General features: G+C 65.2%; 18 protein-coding genes. 11 read left to right on the top strand and 7 right to left on the bottom strand.

What is annotated here, in order from left to right:
- Positions 1–30 precede the first annotated feature (30 nt).
- The 7 genes from AC5ZH6_RS26835 (at position 31) to AC5ZH6_RS26805 (ending at position 7,518) form a co-directional block, all read left to right on the top strand.
- Positions 31–735, top strand: coding sequence for an AfsA-related hotdog domain-containing protein (locus AC5ZH6_RS26835; RefSeq protein ID WP_020674444.1), 705 nt, complete (start codon positions 31–33; stop codon positions 733–735).
- Complete coding sequence (locus tag AC5ZH6_RS26830; protein WP_006368836.1) at positions 732–1,430, top strand: HAD-IA family hydrolase; 699 nt, start codon at positions 732–734, stop codon at positions 1,428–1,430. The genes AC5ZH6_RS26835 and AC5ZH6_RS26830 overlap by 4 nt, the downstream gene beginning before the upstream one ends.
- Positions 1,430–3,058: an MFS transporter gene (locus tag AC5ZH6_RS26825; RefSeq protein ID WP_006368835.1), complete on the top strand. Its 1,629-nt coding sequence runs from the start codon at positions 1,430–1,432 to the stop codon at positions 3,056–3,058. Before AC5ZH6_RS26830 ends, AC5ZH6_RS26825 begins: the two co-directional genes overlap by 1 nt.
- Complete coding sequence (locus AC5ZH6_RS26820; protein WP_006368834.1) at positions 3,055–4,323, top strand: cytochrome P450; 1,269 nt, start codon at positions 3,055–3,057, stop codon at positions 4,321–4,323. The genes AC5ZH6_RS26825 and AC5ZH6_RS26820 overlap by 4 nt, the downstream gene beginning before the upstream one ends.
- Entirely contained in the window at positions 4,320–5,846 is a 1,527-nt protein-coding gene (locus AC5ZH6_RS26815; RefSeq protein ID WP_026920460.1) for an FAD-dependent monooxygenase, read from the top strand. Before AC5ZH6_RS26820 ends, AC5ZH6_RS26815 begins: the two co-directional genes overlap by 4 nt.
- 35 nt (positions 5,847–5,881) lie before the next feature.
- Positions 5,882–6,700 (top strand): GAF domain-containing protein, encoded by an 819-nt coding sequence (locus tag AC5ZH6_RS26810; RefSeq protein WP_006368832.1) that lies wholly within the window; start codon positions 5,882–5,884, stop codon positions 6,698–6,700.
- Between the two features lie 176 nt (positions 6,701–6,876).
- Positions 6,877–7,518, top strand: a complete 642-nt coding sequence (locus tag AC5ZH6_RS26805; RefSeq protein WP_006368831.1) for a hypothetical protein — start codon at positions 6,877–6,879, stop codon at positions 7,516–7,518.
- A gap of 75 nt (positions 7,519–7,593) precedes the next feature.
- Here AC5ZH6_RS26805 and AC5ZH6_RS26800 read toward each other — a convergent pair whose 3' ends face one another.
- Genes AC5ZH6_RS26800 through AC5ZH6_RS26790 form a run of 3 tightly spaced genes read right to left on the bottom strand, consistent with a single transcriptional unit; the run spans position 7,594 to position 11,064 of the window.
- Complete coding sequence (locus AC5ZH6_RS26800) at positions 7,594–8,349, bottom strand: SDR family NAD(P)-dependent oxidoreductase (RefSeq protein WP_006368830.1); 756 nt, start codon at positions 8,347–8,349, stop codon at positions 7,594–7,596.
- Positions 8,350–8,391: 42 nt separating this feature from the next.
- Positions 8,392–9,924 carry an AMP-binding protein gene (locus tag AC5ZH6_RS26795; RefSeq protein WP_006368828.1) on the bottom strand — a complete coding sequence of 511 codons (1,533 nt, stop codon included), beginning with the start codon at positions 9,922–9,924 and terminating at the stop codon, positions 8,392–8,394.
- Between the two features lie 12 nt (positions 9,925–9,936).
- Positions 9,937–11,064 carry a DUF5938 domain-containing protein gene (locus AC5ZH6_RS26790; protein WP_006368827.1) on the bottom strand — a complete coding sequence of 376 codons (1,128 nt, stop codon included), beginning with the start codon at positions 11,062–11,064 and terminating at the stop codon, positions 9,937–9,939.
- A gap of 226 nt (positions 11,065–11,290) precedes the next feature.
- Here AC5ZH6_RS26790 and AC5ZH6_RS26785 point away from each other — a divergent pair, with 226 nt between their 5' ends.
- Positions 11,291–11,920: a TetR/AcrR family transcriptional regulator gene (locus AC5ZH6_RS26785; RefSeq protein WP_006368826.1), complete on the top strand. Its 630-nt coding sequence runs from the start codon at positions 11,291–11,293 to the stop codon at positions 11,918–11,920.
- Positions 11,921–12,081: 161 nt separating this feature from the next.
- Positions 12,082–13,725 (top strand): GMC oxidoreductase, encoded by a 1,644-nt coding sequence (locus AC5ZH6_RS26780; RefSeq protein ID WP_006368825.1) that lies wholly within the window; start codon positions 12,082–12,084, stop codon positions 13,723–13,725.
- A gap of 12 nt (positions 13,726–13,737) precedes the next feature.
- On the opposite strand, the gene AC5ZH6_RS26775 is transcribed toward AC5ZH6_RS26780, so the two are convergent.
- From AC5ZH6_RS26775 to AC5ZH6_RS26760, 4 genes are all read right to left on the bottom strand, one after another.
- On the bottom strand, positions 13,738–14,343 hold the full coding sequence (locus tag AC5ZH6_RS26775; RefSeq protein WP_020173057.1) for a VOC family protein: 606 nt from the start codon (positions 14,341–14,343) through the stop codon (positions 13,738–13,740).
- Between the two features lie 69 nt (positions 14,344–14,412).
- Positions 14,413–15,339, bottom strand: a complete 927-nt coding sequence (locus tag AC5ZH6_RS26770) for a MetQ/NlpA family ABC transporter substrate-binding protein (RefSeq protein ID WP_006368823.1) — start codon at positions 15,337–15,339, stop codon at positions 14,413–14,415.
- 56 nt (positions 15,340–15,395) lie between these two features.
- Complete coding sequence (locus AC5ZH6_RS26765; RefSeq protein WP_006368822.1) at positions 15,396–16,139, bottom strand: methionine ABC transporter permease; 744 nt, start codon at positions 16,137–16,139, stop codon at positions 15,396–15,398.
- Entirely contained in the window at positions 16,136–17,137 is a 1,002-nt protein-coding gene (locus AC5ZH6_RS26760) for a methionine ABC transporter ATP-binding protein (protein ID WP_006368821.1), read from the bottom strand. The genes AC5ZH6_RS26765 and AC5ZH6_RS26760 overlap by 4 nt, the downstream gene beginning before the upstream one ends.
- A 169-nt stretch (positions 17,138–17,306) precedes the next feature.
- On the opposite strand from AC5ZH6_RS26760, the gene AC5ZH6_RS26755 reads away from it, so the two are divergent.
- Together AC5ZH6_RS26755 and AC5ZH6_RS26750 are read left to right on the top strand one after the other, a co-directional pair.
- Entirely contained in the window at positions 17,307–17,606 is a 300-nt protein-coding gene (locus AC5ZH6_RS26755) for a hypothetical protein (protein ID WP_020173058.1), read from the top strand.
- Between the two features lie 73 nt (positions 17,607–17,679).
- Entirely contained in the window at positions 17,680–18,723 is a 1,044-nt protein-coding gene (locus AC5ZH6_RS26750) for an NAD(P)-dependent alcohol dehydrogenase (RefSeq protein ID WP_006368819.1), read from the top strand.
- The last annotated feature ends 5 nt before the right edge of the window (positions 18,724–18,728 follow it).

Here is an 18,728-nt window from a genome sequence, read left to right as displayed (position 1 = left end):
GATACCCGGGAGCGCACTTGCGTTCCCGCATTGAGATCCACGGCGCCGGGCAACGGTGAGCTCAGCGCCGTCATTGTGGAGGAGAAGGTCCGCGGAGACGAAGTCATCGGCATCACCCTCGAGATGGAGTGCCTTCTCGGGGGGACCGTTGCGGCAACCGTCACGATGACCATCCAGTGGATGCCCCGCGACGTCTGGGCCCGTGTGCGGGGCAAGGGTCGAGCCCGACTCGGCCTCGACGAGTACAGCGCCGGGATCACGCCACTGCCCGGTCGCGGTCCACGGACCGTCCGCGGCGTGCATCCCGCGGAAACACTTGGCCGCAGGATCGACCGCAACTCGGTACTCGGCGACGTCACCGCAACACCCAGCGGCCTCGATATCGACGTGCTCGTCGATCAACACCACCCGAGTCTGTTCGACCACCCGCTCGATCACATCCCTGGCGCAGTCCTCTTCGAGGCGATCCGGCAGGCGGGCATCCTCGCCGCGCATGAAACCCATGGACTCAGCGCCCGGCGGCTCGTGCTGGAATCGTTACGAGCCGAGTTCACGCGGTTCGGCGAGCTCGACCTGCACACCGTGATCCAGGTTCGCCCCGTCGACGAGCCCGACCCGGGATACGCCTTCGAGGTCGAGATCCTCCAGGAAGACGAGTCGATCACCTCGGGTCGCGTCCGATTCTCCAGGAATGTCAGCGTCGAGACCGGCTCCATCACAGAAGGTAAACGATGACCGTCCCCGCCATCGTTGATATCGCACCCCACACCCCGGAATCGAAATACTCGGCCGTGTTCCTCGATTTCGGCGGTGTCCTGTCGCCACCCATCGAGGATTTGTTCGCCGAATATGAACGGAAAACGGGGATCGCGCCGTCCGATCTCAAGGCTGCGATGGCCGGCGTAGCCGACCGCCTCGGCGTCGACGTGCTGGCCCCGGTCGAGCTGGGGATGCTCACCGAGCAGGAGTGGGTGCAAGGGTTGCACACCTGGCTGACCGCGCGGAATATCGACGTCTCCCGCTCGGAGTTGGAGTTCGGGCGTCAGTGGTTTGCCGGACACGAGGTCAACTCCGTCATTCGCGACCTGGCAGTCCAGTTGCGCGGGTCCGGATACCGAGTCGGCATCCTGACCAACAACGTCCGCGAGTGGGAACCGTACTGGCGTCCCATGGTGGGGTTGGACGACGAGGTGGACGTCATCGTCGACTCCTACGCGGTGCGGCTCCGCAAACCGGACCCCGAAATCTTCGCCCTCGCGGCCGAGCGTATTGGTGTGCCAGGGACCAAGGCAATCCTCGTCGACGACCTTCGAGTGAACTGCGACGCGGCCGAGAACGCCGGCTGGGGCGCGGTGCAGTTCGTCGAAACCTCCAGTGCCCTGGCCGATCTCGCACGCCTACTCACCACGACCTCTGAGGGCGGTTCCTGATGGCCCACGAATCGTCCTCTCGGAACGGGAATCCCGCTGTCCTGCTCGCGGCAATTCTGCTCGGTGTCGTTGTGGTCCCCACCGGCGTGTCTGGAACCGGCGTCGCGCTTCCGCACATCGCAGCAGACCTCGGATCGCAGCCTGCGCAGCTGCAATGGGTGGTCAACGGATTCAACCTCACGTTCGCTGTGTTCAGCCTCGTGGCCGGATCGATCGCAGACCACCTCGGCCGCCGCCGTGGATTGCTGCTGGGCGGCGGCGTTTTCACCGCAGCAGGTGTTCTGAGCGCCCTCGCCCCGAACCTCGTCGTGCTCGACCTGGCTCGTGCACTCGCGGGCATCGGTGCGGCGATCGTCTTCGCCTGCTCGGGAGCACTGCTCGCGATCACCTTCTCCGGCAAGGCTGCAGCCCGCGCCTTCGCACTGTTCGGCACCGCGGCCGGCGTCGGGCTCGGGCTCGGGCCCAGCATTTCGTCGGCCGCCATCGCACTCGGCGGCTGGACTGGGATCTTCTGGTTCAACGCCGTCGCGATGGTGGTTTCGGTAGCACTCGTGGTCGCCTCGGGCGTGCACGACAGCCCGGTCGAGCACGCCGGCCGAATCGACTATCGCGGTGCCGTCGTCTTCGCAGCATCGCTGAGTCTCGTGATCGCCGGTGTCGCACAGAGCAATTCCTGGGGGTGGGCGTCGCCGGGAACGATAGGTCTTGTCGTTGCCGGTGTCCTGCTGCTCGCCGTCTTCGTCCTCCTACAACATGTGACCGCCAACCCGCTTCTCGACCTCAGCCTTCTCCGGTCACCCCGGCTCGTCGGGTTGCTGCTGGTGCCCGTAGCCGGAGCGATCGGATTCGTCACACTACTGACCTACTACCCGACGTTCATCACCAGCGTGTGGCAGCTGGGTTCCGGTGCCATCGGCGGCGTCATGCTGATCATGACGGTGCCCGTGATTGTGGGGCCGCTCATCGCAGGGGCCTTACACGGCCGCGGCGTGCCCGCCTGGATCATCCTCGGCGGCAGTGTCGGGTTGTACGTCATCGGCGCCGCGTGGCTTACCCGGGAGGGCACGGCCGCCGACGTCCCCGGACTGATTGGGCCATTCATCCTGTTGGGGTTGGGATTCGGGCTCGGTGTGGGTTTGGTCGACGGGCAAGCAATCGGGTCTGTCCCCGAGGAGAAGTCCGGCATGGTGTCGGGCCTGGTGTCCACCGTGCGCCTTGGCAGCGAAGCCGTCGTCGTCGCGGTGTTCGCCGGTGCCCTCTCGGCCGTTGTTGGCGGCAAGGTGCGGCAGGTGCTACCGGAGAACCTGAGCCCGGATGCGCAACGCACGATCGTCGACCGGGTGATCACGGGCGAGATCCGTGACGTGACGGGGGTCGCAACAGGCTCGCTGCGGACGGCCTTCGCCGAGGGGCTGGTACCGCTGCTGTGGGCGATCGCCGCCGCGAGCGCCGTGCTCACCGTCGTGGTCGTGGTGCTGCTGCGCCGGACGCCCGAACCGCCCGATCCGTCCGAGGACGTGAACATCGTGACATCCTCTGTGGCCCAGCGTGATCCGATCGGCGTCGCCGAAGCAGCGAACGAGCACACAATCGATTCCCGAGCGATCTCCGAAAGGACCCCTCGATGACCACCACCGAGTTCAGATCCACGCCCGAGACAACGACATCTACGCCCGATATATCCGACGGGCCCCTGGTCACTGAGATTCCATTGCTCGACACGCCTGCCCCCTATGTCCGCGAATGGCCCGGACCGGACGGACTGACCCGCATCGAGCTCCCCAGCGGACACGAGGCGATCAGCCTGACAGCGTATGAGCACGTCAAGACGCTCATGCTGGACCGCACGGCGAGCCGCGTCCTGTGCAACGTCGACGGCGGACCGTCGTTCATGCCGACCAATTGGGCGCCCGAGGTGCTGATCAATCTCGACGCCCCGGTGCACGGGGTTGTGCGCGAGTTCGTTTCCCACGAGTTCAGCGCACGGGCGATCGCCGGTCTCGCACCGCTGATCGCCGATCTGACCGAAGCTGCACTCGACGACCTCGAGGCGACTTCCGGCCCCGATCTGGTGGCGCAGGTGTTTCGCGTAGTCCCCGCTCGGGTGGTGTGCCGGCTGCTCGGGGTCGAGGACACACTGGCCCCCTGGATGAACGAACTGGGGCGTCGCATCCAGCTCGCCCCGCCCGACGACATCCCGTCGATCGAGCGGTCCTGGATGGAGCTCTACGGCTGGGTCCAGCGCCTGGTGGCGGGGGAGGAGCCCTACTCGGACGACGGCCTGATCGCGACCTACCGGCACCGCGCCGGGCAACCCGAGTTCGCTGCTGTCGACGATGCTCTCATCGCCGGAACGGTCATGGGAATCGTTCTGGGCGGCGACAACAACGTCGCGACGATGTTGACGAAGACGATGTACGCAGCGCTCGCGATTCCGGAACTGTATCGGCGCGTGTCCTACGGAGACGTCACCGTTGAGGGGCTTGTCGAGGAGATCCTGCGGCTGATGCCCCTCGGAACGCCAGGCTCCTTCCCACGCGAGCTGACCAAGCCACTATCGGTCGGCGGCGTCACGCTTCCCGTGGGATCGATCGTCTACCCGCATATCAACGCCGCGAATCGCGACCCGGAGGTCTTCAGGGATCCGCTTCGTATCGACCCGACGCGTCCGGGACGACGGCACCTGCAGTACGGCTACGGCATGCACCGCTGCATGGGGTCGGCGCTCTCGCAGATCGAGCTGATCACTGTCCTCGAGACCCTGGTGGCGAGGTTCCCTGATCTGCGGCTCGCCGTGGCTCCCGAGGAGATCGAGTGGGATCTGGGAACCGGGCTCCGCCGGCCGATCCGTCTACCCGTGGCGCTGCGCCCGAGCGCTGCGGTGGGGCGATGACGAGGGTGGCGGACGGCAGCGACGTCATCGTCGTCGGGGGCGGCCCGGTCGGCATGCTCGTCGCGAACGAGCTGGCGCTGCACGGGAATTCGGTACTCGTCCTGGAGCAGCGGGGCGATGTCAGCGAATACCCCAAGGCTGGGACCTACCACGCTCGGGCTATCGCGACGCTGGCGCGGCGGGGCATCCTTACTGTGCCGCGACTCACGACCGATCCCCGGGAGGAGACGGTCGAGCAGTTTCAATTTGCGGGCTACCCGTGGCTCAGCATGCGGGGGCGCACCATTGACGGCCCTGTCATGCTCGGGATCGCCCAAGCCGACCTTGAACGCGCGATTGCGCGGCGGGCAGAGGCCTCTGGTGCGCGGGTCCTGCGCCGGCACAGGGTTGTCAGCGTCACGCAGGACCACAACGGTGTGCGCGCCATCGCCACGGGACCCGACGGTGCCGAGCGATCCTTCGAGGCCCGGTACGCGGTGGGCGCGGACGGCGGTCGCAGCGTGGTGCGGCAGTCGGGAGCCTTCGCGGTGCGCGAGCATCCACCCACGATGCGAGCGATCCTGGGCCTGGCCGGCGTGCCCCACCCCGAACAGCTGCCCGCCGGCTGGACACCGACCCCGCGCGGTTGGACGTTGCTGAATCTGAACCGGTACGGGGACAGCCGCTTGATCGTCTTCGAGTTCGACGGCCCCGCGAGCGATCGCGTGGCACCTGTCACCCCCGAAGAGTTCGGGGCGGCGGTAGACCGGGTCGTGGGCTCGCACGTGGATCTCGTTGCCCCGCACTATCTCAACCGGTTCAGTGACTACAGTCGCGTTGCAAAGAACTACCGCGATCGCCGGCTGTTCGTGGCCGGCGACGCAGCACATATTCACTACCCTCTGGGCGGCCAAGGACTCAACGCGGGAATCGGAGACGCTGTCAATCTGGGATGGAAGCTCTCAGCTGTACTCACGGGTGCCGCAGACGAAAGGCTTCTCGATACCTATGGGGCAGAGCGTGAACCGGTCGGTCAGTGGCTGATCGACAACACCCGACTGCAGTCGACACTCATGAATCCGGACTCGGCAAACGATCCGGTACGCAATGTGGTGGAGCAATGGTTGCACGAGCCTGGCGCCCATGACTGGCTGGCTGCCCGGATCAACGGCACCTCGCTGAAGCACCCAGTAGGGCAAGGAGGCGCGCATCAGCTCGATGGAGAGTTCTTCCCCGATGTGGAGCTCAGCGTCGATGGTGCGCCAACCACAGTCGCCGAACTACTCCACGGAGGGGACTTTCTGGTCCTTGTGCCGACCACGGCCGCTTCCGCGCTCGTGTCCACTGCCGACCTTCCGTTTGCCCAGATCGCACCAGTGTCCTCGGGACTGCCCGCGGAGTACCCGGAAATCGTCGTCATCCGGCCCGACGGTTATGTGGCATGGGCGGGTGGCTCTGACGAAGTCGCCCACATGATCGGATGGATGCGCGACAACTTCGGCCTTCGCAGTTGGGGTCGCACAACCGCACCGGCCCCCGCATAGGCGATACTCGTTCGGTGGCCGAAGGATGGTTTCTCGTGGACACCGTCGGAGAGATGCCCGCGGTGCTACTGATTGGTGAGCGATCCAAGAAGTGGCGACCGCTGTCCAACGAATTCCGCGGATCCGTGCACAAGACGGTTCTGCGGCTGGTCGAGACCGTTCTCAACAATCTCAAGCAATCACAGGTCCTCATCGACCTCGCCGGCCCGCGACTTGCGTTGGCTTCCCCGGTGCTGGGGCCGTCGAGACAGGTACACGGCGTGCTCATGTGGATCGGGGATCCGGATCAGACGCCGCCCGCCCAACCCGTGACGCAAGCATGGGAGTGGGATCTGGCAGATCGAGTAGCGCCGACCGCGGTGACTGGCCCGCGCATCCCGCAGGTGTTCGCCGACACTTTGACCGACCGACTGTCACGACTCGTCCGCCCTGCTGACGCGGTCCGGATAGCCATGGACATACGGGGGGCCTCGATCGGCTTCCGGGGTTCAGGGGAATGGATCGACCTACGCGGCGTAGTCCACCGATACACCCATCGTTGTATCGCCACGTTCGACGGCCCGCGGATGCTCGGCATCTCAGTAGAACTGCCCGAGCCTCTGCCCGAAAACGATCCTGACATGCTTGCACGCCGGACTCTGGACGCATCCGCTCGCGCAGGAAGGATTGCGCCCGCACTGATTGACGCCGAAAGCAGACGGGTGATCGCGTGGTTATCCGCGACCCGACCCGACTTGCCGGAGAAGGTGATCGACGGGACCGACAACGCACCCAGACCCCTCACCGCCGAACCATGGCCGATGACCCCCGAGCTGCTCCTCGCGATATATCCCACACTCGTAGCCCCCGGCTGACAAGGTTGGACCATCGGCGTCATCGTCGAAAACCACGTGTGGCGCATCGATTCGTGGACATGGCAAACACCGTGAACCGGGGCTCGCTCCGGGCCGTTTCGCCCGCATTGCCGGTATCGCAGAAAGGCGCTGAAATTGATTGACAGGGAGAAGCTTTCAGGAGAAGGAGACGGCCGATGAGCTACGACCTCTACGCCTTGCCGTGGCGTTTGGCCACCGACGCCGAGTCTGCGGCACGGGTCATGCAGCAGGACTTGGAAGCGAGTCCGCCAACCACTCAGCACCCCGATGATTCGCCCGTCCAAGCGTTGATCAGCCACATCGTCGACAGCCAGCGCCGACGCGGAATCGAACACGAGACACCCGAACCGCTGAGATCCGGGACCTACATCACCGCGTCGTGGTCAGACGCCGAGCAAAGTCGTGAGATCGTGATGCCGCTCGCTGCCACTTGGGGTTTCGATGTATATGACCCGCAGGAGAACATCTACATCGATACCGAGCACGCGGTTCCGATCGCTGTCTTGCACGGCAGCCTCGGCCGCCTGCCCATGCTCAGCCCGCAAATGCTCGATGCTCTGGTCGACCGGTTGGAAGAACCCGACCCGTTTCTCGTCATCGAACGCGACAGCGAGGTCTACGTGCAGACCCGCGTCAGAGACGAGGGGACGTTCGATCTGGAGTACCGCGACGGTTCTTCAGATCGACACTTCGCGACTGTCACTGATGCCGGCTCGCTTCCCGGGCAGTTGTGGGCCTGGGTTGTCGGAGGAGCCGCAGCGCTGTCCGGGATGACGTGGACCAAGGTCGACTTGTGAAAGCCGCACGGGGGGTGGACAACACGACGGCAGCCCACTGTCGCGGCCTCATGTCAGTGGTGGCCCCGGTTGGCCTCACACCAACGACGCCGTGAGCCCACCGTCGAGGACGTAGCTGCTGCCGGTCACCCACGACGCACGGTCGGAGGCCAGGAACGCCGCCACCTCGGCGATGTCCTCGGGTGTGCCCAGGCGCCCCTGTTTGGCGGCCACCAGGTCTCCGAACGGGACCTGGGTGGCGGCCTCGAAATCCGGGATCAGTCGTTCGACCATGCTGGTGTCGGCGAATCCGGGGCAGACGGCGTTGACGCGCACTCCTGCGGGACGCATCTCCACCGCGGCCACCCGGGTCATCTGGATGAGCGCAGCCTTTGTCGCACAATATGATCCGAGCAGGGGGCTGCCGCCGATGCCGGCGATCGAGGAAATGTTGACGATGTTGCCGCCGGACTCGACGAGGTGCCCGATGGCCGCCTTCATCGCGACGAACGGACCACGGACATTGACGGCGAAGATCTCGTCGAAGCTGCTGGTGGATTGCTGGAGCAGTGGGGTCGAGATCTCGATGCCGGCATTGTTGACCAGCACGTCAAGGCCGCCGAGGACGCCGACGGCTTCGGTGATCGCCGACTGGACCTGTGCTTCGTCGGTGACGTCGCAGTTGGCCACTCCCGCGGCTCCGAGTTCGGTTGCGGTGTCGTTGGCGGCGGTCTTGTCGCGGTCGCTGATGATGACCCTGGCGCCGCGCTCGATGAACAGCGCGGCGATGGCCTTGCCGATGCCGGCCGCAGAGCCGGTCACGAAGACCCGCTTGTCTTTCAGTTCGGTCATGAGGGGTTCCTTTTCGAGTGGATAATTTCGACGTATGGGCGATCAGTTCTGCATGGTGGCGCGGACCTCGTTCTTGAGGATCTTGCCGACCTTCGAGCGCGGCAGATCGTCCCAGATCTCGATCTGCTTGGGTGTCTTGACACTTCCGATGCGGTCCTTGACGAACTGGATGAGTTCGGCCGGCGCGGCATCGCGGCCGTCACGCAATTGCACTGCGGCGACGACCCGTTCACCCCATTTGTCGTCCGGCAGACCGATCACCGCGCTCTCCTTGACCGCGGGGTGGGCCAGCAGGGCCTGCTCGACCTCGGCGGAGTACACGTTGAAGCCGCCGGTGATGATCATGTCCTTGGCGCGGTCGACCACGTAGAGGAAGTTGTCGTCGTCGAGGTAGCCGATATCTCCGGTGTGGTGCCAGCCGAACGCGCTGACCTCGGCAGTGGCTTCGGGATTCTCGTGGTACCCGTCCATGACGAGCGGTCCGCGTACGACGATCTCGCCGCGTTGGCCGCGGGCCACCAGTTCCCCCGAGGAATCCATGATGGCGACAGTCGTGAGTGGTGTGGGACACCCCGCCGACGTCAATCGTTCGGTCGCCACCGAGCCGTCGGCGCGGAAATGCTCGGCGGGTGCGAGGGTCGCGATCATGTTGGGTGCCTCGGTCTGTCCGAACAGCTGACCCAGTACCGGCCCGATGCGCTCGAGTGCTTCGGTGAGTCGAGTGGGTGACATCGGTGCGGCGCCGTACCAGAGGCACCGCAACGAGGAGAGATCGGTGGCGTCGAGATCGGGATGATCGAGGACACCGTAGATCACCGTGGGCGGCAAGAATGCGTGGGTGATCCGGTGATGCGCAATGAGTCTCAGGAACTCGCCGATGTCGGGACGCGCCATGATGACGATGTGGCCGCCGAGACTGAGGATGGGAAAGGTCAGCACACCCGCCGAATGGGTGAGCGGGGCCAGCGCGAGGTAGCGAGGCCGGTCCCCGAACGGATAGCTCATCAACGCCAGCGCCGTCGAGGTCATCATGTTGTCCTCGGTCAGTCGCACGCCCTTGGGTTTACCGGTGGTGCCGCCGGTGCCTGCGAGCATGCACAGGCCTCCGTCCGGGCGGCGGTCGGTCTCCACCTCGGCATGGTGGTCGGCCAGCCAGTCGTCGAAGGTGAGTGCCCCGTCCACCGCATCGTCGAGGCAGACCAGCCATTCGAGGTCGGGGAGCCGATCCCGAATCCTTGCAACCAGGTCGGCGAATGCGCTCTGGAAGAACAGGAATCGACAACCGAACAGCGCGAACAGCTGCCGGTTCTCCTCGGCCTCGTTGCGTGGGTTCACCGGGCACCACACCGCTCCGGCCCGGGAGATCCCGAACACACAGGTGAGCGCGCGTGGATCGTTTCCGGAGAGGACAGCGACGCGATCTCCAGCATGAATCCCGCTGTGCTGCAACGCTCCGGCGATGTCGACAGTCCGGTCGTGGACCTCGCCGTAGGTAAGTGTGACGGGACCGGCGGTCATGCACGGTGCGTCCCGGCCCAATGACGCGCCTTTGTCGAGGTAGTCCGATAGCCGCATGTGTCCGGCCTCTTAGTTGTTCACCGTGACAACCGGATCGAGAACGAGGCCAAAGGCGTGTAGAACACCGAGCAGCTCGCGGTGTCCGAATGCCTGGCAACTCGAGGCGAACCCGACCGCATGCGGTGGGGCTTTGAGGAGGTGGGCTGCCGCATAGGCGTTGAGCAGGGCGGTCTGCTTGTAGTTGCAGTTGCCGTTGATCAGGCAGTGCACGCGGCCCAGCGGCCCGGACGCGTACACCGAGTCGAGAGAGGTGTTGATCCGGGGGTTCTCCCGCGGCGGTGTCTCGCTGCGCACCGACGCCGAGATGGCATCGATGATCTGGTACTTCTCGGCCTCGCTCTTGCCATCCATCTGCTCGAGCGCCGCGCCAACCATCTGCGGAACCCCCAGCATCAGAGGACGATTGAGCACTCCGCCGAGCGCACGTACATTGGCGACCCGCGGATCGTCCTTGAACCACACCGGATGCGACGTGCCACCCCAGGGCAGCGCCAGTCCCAACTCGTGCTGGCCGGGTACGACGATCTGATACACGCCGTCTTCGTCTGGCCACTCGACGTACTCGTTCTGCTCGAGGTAGTAGGCCTTGGCGAACGCCGCGTTGGTCAGGATCGTGTTTGTCGAGGCGACGGTCGGATGGCCTTTCCAGAACACCTCGATGTCGAGTGTGTCGACACCCGGGGTTTCCAGACAGATGTTCGCCGCGATCTCGCCGATCGAATACATCTGCGCCAGACCTGGTGTGAGGACCAGACTCTGCGCGGCGAAATCGACTGCGTAGCGCTCCTTCGCGTCGATCATCCAGTTCTGCTCGCCGTTGGTGTCGGTGTAGTGCGCGCCGACCTCCAGGCAGGCCTCGACCACCGGATGGCCCCACCTGGCGAACGGCCCGACCGTGTTGAGAACGACGTCCGCACCGCGGAACGCCTCGACGAGAGCGGGAAGCGAGTGTTCGACCTCGACGATGTCGTGATCGACCGTCTCGATCCCCGGCACCGCCTCCACGATCGCCTTGAGGCGGCTGTGATCGCGGCCTGCGGCGAGGAACGGGATGTTGTATTCGCGCAGGTACTCGCAGATCAATCGACCGGTGTAGCCGGAGGCTCCGTAGACGACGACGCGTTTGTCGGTGGGCATGAATCGTTCCTCTCGCCATGGACCGCCAAGGAGAACTGGCAGGTCAGGGACACGCATGAGGCACAAGGGGCGGAGTGATCCACGGACCGAACCTGTGCTGCGGATCACACTAAGGCGAAGTCTGGACGACTGTCAAGCAAAATTTGGACGACCGTCAAGGGGTGGGGATCGACAGCCGGGCTAGACTCCGGGGACACGCCCGTGACCAGTGGGAGGAGCGACCGCGATGGCCCAACTGTCGGAGCCGCGCGCCCGTGTCGAGGAGCGTGCCCGCGACAAGTTCCAGGCGAAGCGTCGAGAACTGGCGACCGCTACCCTGCACACTCTCGCCGAACTCGGATATGCGCGGACGAGCCTGCGCGAGATCGCGCAGAATTCCGAGTACTCCCATGGGGTCCTGCACTACTACTTCTCCGACAAGCTCGATCTGATCGCCGAGGCCGTCCGTCAGTACGAGGACGTCTGCGTGACCCGGTACGACGGAGTTGTCCAGCACTCTGCGGATGCCGACGATCTCCGAAAGTCATTCGGCGACACTTTCTTCGACACGCTGCTGCGCGACGCCCCGATCCACCGGCTGTGGTACGACATGCGCAACCAGAGTCTGTTCGATTCCTCCTTCCGTGCGCAGGTGCTCGAGATCGAAGCCAGTCGAGAACAAATGATCTGGCGTGTGGTGTCTCGCTACTGTGATCTCAAAGGCGTTGAGCCCCAGCTTGATCCGACAACCGCATATATCGTGCTCGATGGAATCTTTCAGCGGGCACTCCTGCACCACCTCGCCGACGACGCCGAGCAGGTCGACGCCGCGCGGGGTCATCTGGCAGCGGTGTTCGACGGACTCGACCGCGGGTAGACGACTCGGTCGATCCCCGACGTCAACCTCAACCGTTCACTACTCTCGAATCTTTTGTCGTTCAATGGGTATTGGGCGGGTGCGATAAGATCGCCATCGTTACGACGGGGTCGGGATGGGGTTCCCTGGGGGCGCGAAAGATGATGGATCGTCGATCGTTTATGCGGTTGACCGCTGCCGGAGTCGCAGCTGCCGGCGTCTCGGCGACCGTCGGTGCGGGGCGCAGCGCTGCGCTACCTGCGGCACACGGCAGATACGAATCGCTGGTGCCGGAGATCTTTCGTCCGGTCACCCCGCCCCGTCAACACTCCGAGGCGATCGTCATCGGCTCCGGGTTCGGCGGCTCGGTCAGCGCACTTCGCTTGGCGGAGGCCGGAATTCAGACAACCGTGCTCGAACGCGGATCGCGGTGGCCACACGACCCGTGGCGCAAGATCTTCGGGTGGGACGGCCGGATGCTGTGGCACGCCCAACGATCCCTTGCCGAGCGATCCGCGTCGTCGGCGCTCACGGTGCCCGCCTACGCCGAGACCCTCGGCGCGATGGCCGCCGTCGACGACTTCGGCGGGATCTTCGAGATCAGCTGGCACAACAACTCGGCGATCATGTGCGGTGCGGCGGTGGGCGGCGGATCGGTGGTCTACATCGGCATCACCGCCGAGTCCAAGCGGGACCCGTTCAACCAGGTGTTCAAGGGCGTCGTGGATTACGACGACATGGCCACGACCTGGTACCCGAAGGCTCTGGCGGGCCTCGGGGCGACGGTCGTACCGCCGGACGTGTATCGCGATCACAGCTTCAGCAATTGCCGAGACTTCTGGCGCATCGGCCAGAAAGCCGGATATGCACCATATTTCGTTCCCGGCAACTGGCGGTGGAACGTTGTGCGGGACGAGATCGCCGGTCGCGCCGCACCGATGGCCACCAGCAGCGCGCTCGCCAACTCCAATGGTTCCCTCAACTCGCTGACCTACAGCTATCTCCCCCGCGCCGAGGCCACCGGCAAAGCGACAATTCATCCGCGCCATCAGGTCAACGACATCCACGTCGAACCGACAGGGCGGTTCGTCCTCGACGTCGATTACGTCAGCCCGTACGGCGACGTCCTCACCAGGCGGACCCTGACGACCGACCGCCTCGTCCTCGCAGCCGGATGCCTTGGAACCAACAGACTGCTGGTGCGTGCCCGCGACACCGGAACCTTGCCGAACCTGAACGAACACATCGGAACCGGCTGGGGCAACAACGGCAACGGCAACATCGACATCGCAGTCGGGGGCAGTCGTAAGGATCAGCAGTCGGCCGTCGGTGCCGCCGGATTCTTCGACACCACCGAGCAGTTCGCCCGGGTGATGGTCAACAGCACCTTCTCTCTCGGACCACTGGATTCCGCTGCCGCAGCGATGAATACCTCGGCGATCAAGATGGGCATCACGTCGGTCGATCCGACGCGCGGAACCTTTCGCTACCACCGAGATTCGCAACAGGTCATCCTCGACTGGCCGGCCGGTGGCAACGGTGGCGTCGCGGAGAACTGCGAACGGATCGGTCACGTGATGGCGCGGCACGCCGACTTCCCGGTCGATGCGGTGGTCTACGAGCCCGACCTGACCTGGGCGCACTGCATGGGCGGAGCCACCCTGGGGACGGCGTGCGACGCCTACGGCCGCGTCCACGGATACCGGAACCTCTACGTCAATGACGGCGCCATGCTGCCCGGTTCGGCCGGTGCGTCCAACCCGTCGCTGACCATCACCGCCGTCGCCGAACGCAACATCGCCACGATCATCGCCGACGGCGGCTGAGCCCAGCCCGGATCACAACTCCTCGTAGACGAACCCGTCTGGATCGGTGAACGTGGCTGTGCCGGTGAACAACCGGATGCGATGTGCACCCTCGCCTTCCGGGCGGACGCCGGCGTCCTTGGCGGCGGCCTTGCGCCCGTAGAGGGCGAGCGTGATCGGTCCGCCGGCGAACTCGACATACTTGCGGCCGAACGACTTGGCGACCTCAAAGCCGTGGTCGGTGTAGAAGGCCTTGGACGTCGCAATGTCGCCGGCGCCGATCAACATCACGACGTCCTCGACCGTTCGCAGCGGTGCGCCGGTGTTCTTCTTCGACGACGAGGCGATCTTCCAGATCGCGCCATCCGGCGCGCGCAGGACACCGCCGTATCCCCAGAAGGAGCGCCGTGCTGGTTTGAGGAGCTCGGCTCCGGCATCGAGTGCCGGGTCGATGAACGAGTCGACGACCGCCGGATCGGCGACGACGAGGGAGAGCACGAACCCACGGAACCCGGTGGTCGGCTCGTCGCTGTGGTGCAGACGAAGCCGATCACCGAGTCCGAAGGCCTTGTCGTAGAACGCTTTGGCGTCTCCGGGATCGGTGGCGCCGAGGGACAGGGAATCGATGGTTGTGGTCATGTCCTCACGGTAGGACTGGTGACCGCACCCAGGCTTCTCGATTCCTGACCGGTTTTCCGACATCTCTCATCAGAGCGGCAAGAGGATGTTCTTCACCTGCGGATCGGTGCGCAGGTAATTCTGGACGGCGGGATCCTTGAAAGCGGCGACCAGCTTCTTGATGTTGTCGGCGTCCTTCCACTTCGACCCGATGGTCAGCTGCCCGGCGAATTCGTCGGGCGCAGGCGGCGAGAAGATCTGCTTGGCGATGTCGATGTCGGCGGCGAGGTAGTACTCGGTGTAGCCGACGGTGGCGTCGAGGTCGGGCAACGCACGCGACTGTGCGGCGAAGTCCAGCAACTTGAACTGCAGGTTCTTCGGATTCGTCGCGATGTCGTCCTGGGTGGCCTTCCACTTGTCCACCCCCGGCTTCAGGGTGATCAGACCGGCCCGCTCGAGCAGCCACAGGCCCTGCGCTTCGTTCGCGGGGTCGGAGTACAGCGACACCGTGCCGTTCTGCGGGATCTGTGCGGGCGAGGTGTACTTGTCCGACCAGATACCGAATCCCCAGCGGAACACCGGAGTTGCGGCCTCCTCCTGGAAGTCGGGGTTCGCGTCGAGCACCTGCGAGAGCCAGAGGCGATGCTGGTAGATGGTGCCCGCCACCTCGCCGTCGCTGACCGCCCGGTTCAGCGTCGTGGAGTCCGAGAGTCCCTTGAACGCCACGGTGATCCCATAGCGGGGTGCGACATTCTTCGACACGAAGTCGACGAGCGCTTCCTCGGCGGCGTTGCCCTCGGCGGTTACGACCGTCAGCGTCGCTCCGGGAGTGTCGTTGGCGGACTTGGTATCCGATCCGGCGAAGCGCCAACCGATGATCGCTGCGATGACGACGACAACCACCCCGATCGCGGCGTAGATCGGCCAACGACGCCGGGTGCGCAGTTCGATGTCACCGCCCGTTGGTGGTGGCGAGGAATCGGTGGAGTCGATCTGGGGTCCGGTGGTCTGCGACATGGGGTATCGCCCTTCGTGTGGGTGTGGGTGTGGACTGAGCAGGGGAGCGGGATGGGTCAGACTTTGCTGCGACTGGATCGATCGGCGCGAATGGTTCTGCTGCGCAGGGACTTCTCCGGGGTGAGGTGCCGGACGAGGCCGTCGCCGATCACCTGGATCAACGCGACGACGACGATGAGGGTGAGGATCGTCGCGATCATCACGCCGTGATCGAAACGCTGATAGCCGTAGGTGACCGCGACATATCCCAGGCCGCCCGCGCCGATGGTGCCGGCGATCGTGGAGTACTCGATCATCGCGATCGTGTTGATCGTGAGCCCGCCGACGATGTTGGGAAGGGCCTCGGGAATCTGTGCGGTCCAGATGATCTGGGCGTTCGACCCGCCCGATGCCTTGGCCACCTCCACCACAGAGGTGGGTACCGAGCGCAATGAATTCTCGACGATGCGGGTGAAGAAGGCGATCCCGGCGATCGACATCGGGACGACTGCGGCCGGGATCCCGATGTTGGTGCCGGTGAGCAGCCGGGTGAACGGGATGATCGCCGTCATCAGGACGAGGAACGGCAGGGAACGTCCGATGCTGATCACCCAGGACAGCGGCGTGTGCAGGGATCGGTTCTCGAACAACCCGCCCGGGGCGAGGTTGTGGATCAGCGCACCGAGCGGCACCCCGACGACCAACACGATCACCATCACGATGCTCACCATGAGGACCGTGTCGATGAAGGCCGGGATCAGCAGCGACGGAATCTCGTTGACCGGTACGGTGATCGCCGCCAGATGGGTGATGTCGCTCATACCGCGGCCTCCTGGGAACGTAGGCCTGCGCCGACGGTGATCCCGTAGGTGGCGGCCGCTGCGGTGAAGGCGTCGAGCGAGTGGTCCTCGACGGAAACGGTCAACGCGCCCGCAGTGACGCCGTCAACACTTTGGATGTTGGCGCCGAGCACCCCGACGGTGGTACCGATCGTGCTCGACACCCGTGCGATCCAGTCCGGTGGTACGGCCGCCGAGTTGTAGGTCACCTCGACGCTGCTGCGGCCGGGTGCGGCGGGTGCGGCGGTTCCGCGTGGGCGCAACGCTTTTCCCAGTACCGAGTCGGGGTCGAGGACGAGATCTGCCACCGCCCCCTGCTCGACGATGCGCCCGTGGTCGAGACGACCGGCGCGGTCGGCGATCCGGGTGATGACATCCATCTCGTGGGTGATGAACACCACGGCGAGCCCCAGCTCGTCGCGGACGTCGCCGAGGAGGTTCAAGAATGACGTTGTCGCCTGCGGGTCGAGACCAGAGGTCGCCTCGTCGGAGAGCAACACGGCGGGTTTGAGCGCGAGGGCGCGAGCGATTCCCACGCGTTGCCGCTGCCCGCCGGAGAGCTGATGGGGATAGAGATCGGCGCGGTCACCCATGCCGACGCGATCGAGCAACTCGCCCACCCGCGTCCGGATGGCCGCCTTGGTCGCGCCGAGATACTCGAGGGGGAGTGCGACGTTCTCGGCTGCGGTTCTGCGTGACAACAGATTCGCCGACTGGAAGACGGTTCCGATACGTCGCCGCGCGGCCCGCAAGGCGCCGGCGTCGAGATGGGCGAGGTTCTCGCCGTTGACGATCACCTCACCGGAGGTGGGCCGCTGCAACAGATTCAGGCATTGGGTCAGCGTGGACTTGCCCGCACCGGACGGGCCGACGACGGCGAAGACCTCGCCCCCGGACACGGAGAAGGTCACGTCGTCGAGGACGGTCACCGGTCCCGAGGGCGTGGTGAAGACCTTGTGGAGATGGGAGACCTCGATCATGGGCGATCGGGCTCACTGTATGGACGTTCTGGCACCAGGAGATCCTGACGACCCCGACACGCGAGGACCATCATTGCGCGCACTGCGCGCAAAACCGACGGTGCGGACGTTTCGGAAACGGCGTGTCGGCGTCGTCCACCTCGGGGGCGGGCGGTCTACCCTCGCCCGCATGCATGACTACACGGGGGAGAAGATCGCTGCGAACTACTGGCGCGGCGCAGAAGCGGTCGGCGGCAAGCTCCGCTTCGACGAGACCGGCATGACATTCGACTCGCACAGGTTCAACATCCAGACGGGGAGCACCCGCATCGAGTACCGGGACATCGCCGGACTCACGACGTACCGGACGCTCGGACTGGTGAACAACGGCCTCACCGTCCACACCAAGGACGGGACCGCACACAGGTTCGTGCTCAATCGCCGCGGTCGTGTCATCGAGTTCCTGACCAGCCGGATCACCCCCGGGTGAGTACATATGCGCAATCGGCCATGAGGGCGTAGTACGGAAGGGGGGACCGAGACCGTACGAAAGGTGATGCCAGATGAAGGCCGTCCAGATGATCAAGCCCGGTGCCGAGCCCGAACTCCGTGAGGTGAGCAAGCCGGCGCCCGGCCCCGGGCAGGTACTGCTCAAGGTCACCGCAGCGGGCGCCTGCCACTCCGACGACTTCGTTCTCAACATGCCGGCGGAGAACTTCCCGTATCCCCTGCCGATGACCCTCGGTCATGAAGGGGTCGGCGTCGTTGCCGAAGTGGGACAGGGGGTCTCGTCGGTGACCGAGGGCACCGCCGTCGCGGTCTACGGCCCGTGGGGATGTGGGGTGTGCCACTTCTGTGCTCGAGGGCTGGAGAACTACTGTTCGCGTGCAATCGAATTGGGGATCACCCCGCCCGGACTGGGCACCGATGGCGCGATGGCCGAGTACCTCATCGTCGACGACGCGCGGCATCTCGTTCCGATCGGTGACCTGGATCCGGTGACCACCGTCCCGCTCACCGACGCCGGCCTGACGCCGTATCACGCGATCAAGCCGTCGCTGAGCAAGCTCGTCGGCGGCACGACGGCGGTGGTGATCGGTTCCGGCGGGCTCGGCCACGTCGCGATCCAGATGCTGCGTCACCTCACCCCCTCCCGGATCATCGCGCTCGACGTGACCGAGGAGAAGCTCGCCTTCGCCAAGGAGGTCGGCGCGCATGAGGCAGTCCTCAGTGACGCCGATGCCATCGCCAATGTCCGCAAGATCACCGGAAGCGACGGTGCCACCGCTGTTTTCGACTTCGTCGGATACCAGCCGACCATCGACACCGCGATGGGTGTGGTCGGCGCGATGGGTGATGTGACCATCGTCGGACTCGGCGACGGAGTGGCCACGGCCAAGGTGGGCATCTTCGCCCAGCCCTACGAGGTGTCGGTGCGGGCCCCTTACTGGGGTGCCCGCGACGAACTCATGGAGGTGCTCGATCTGGCGCGCGACGGTGTGCTCGATGTTGCGGTGGAGCGCTTCACCCTCGACAACGCCCTCGATGCCTACCGCAAGCTCGCGGCGAACGACCTGCGCGGGCGTGCCGTGGTGGTCCCGGAGTAGCAGGG

The sequence above is a fragment of the Gordonia sp. YC-XJ4 genome (genome assembly GCF_059511865.1).
This window is presented reverse-complemented; position numbering and strand designations above follow the sequence as displayed.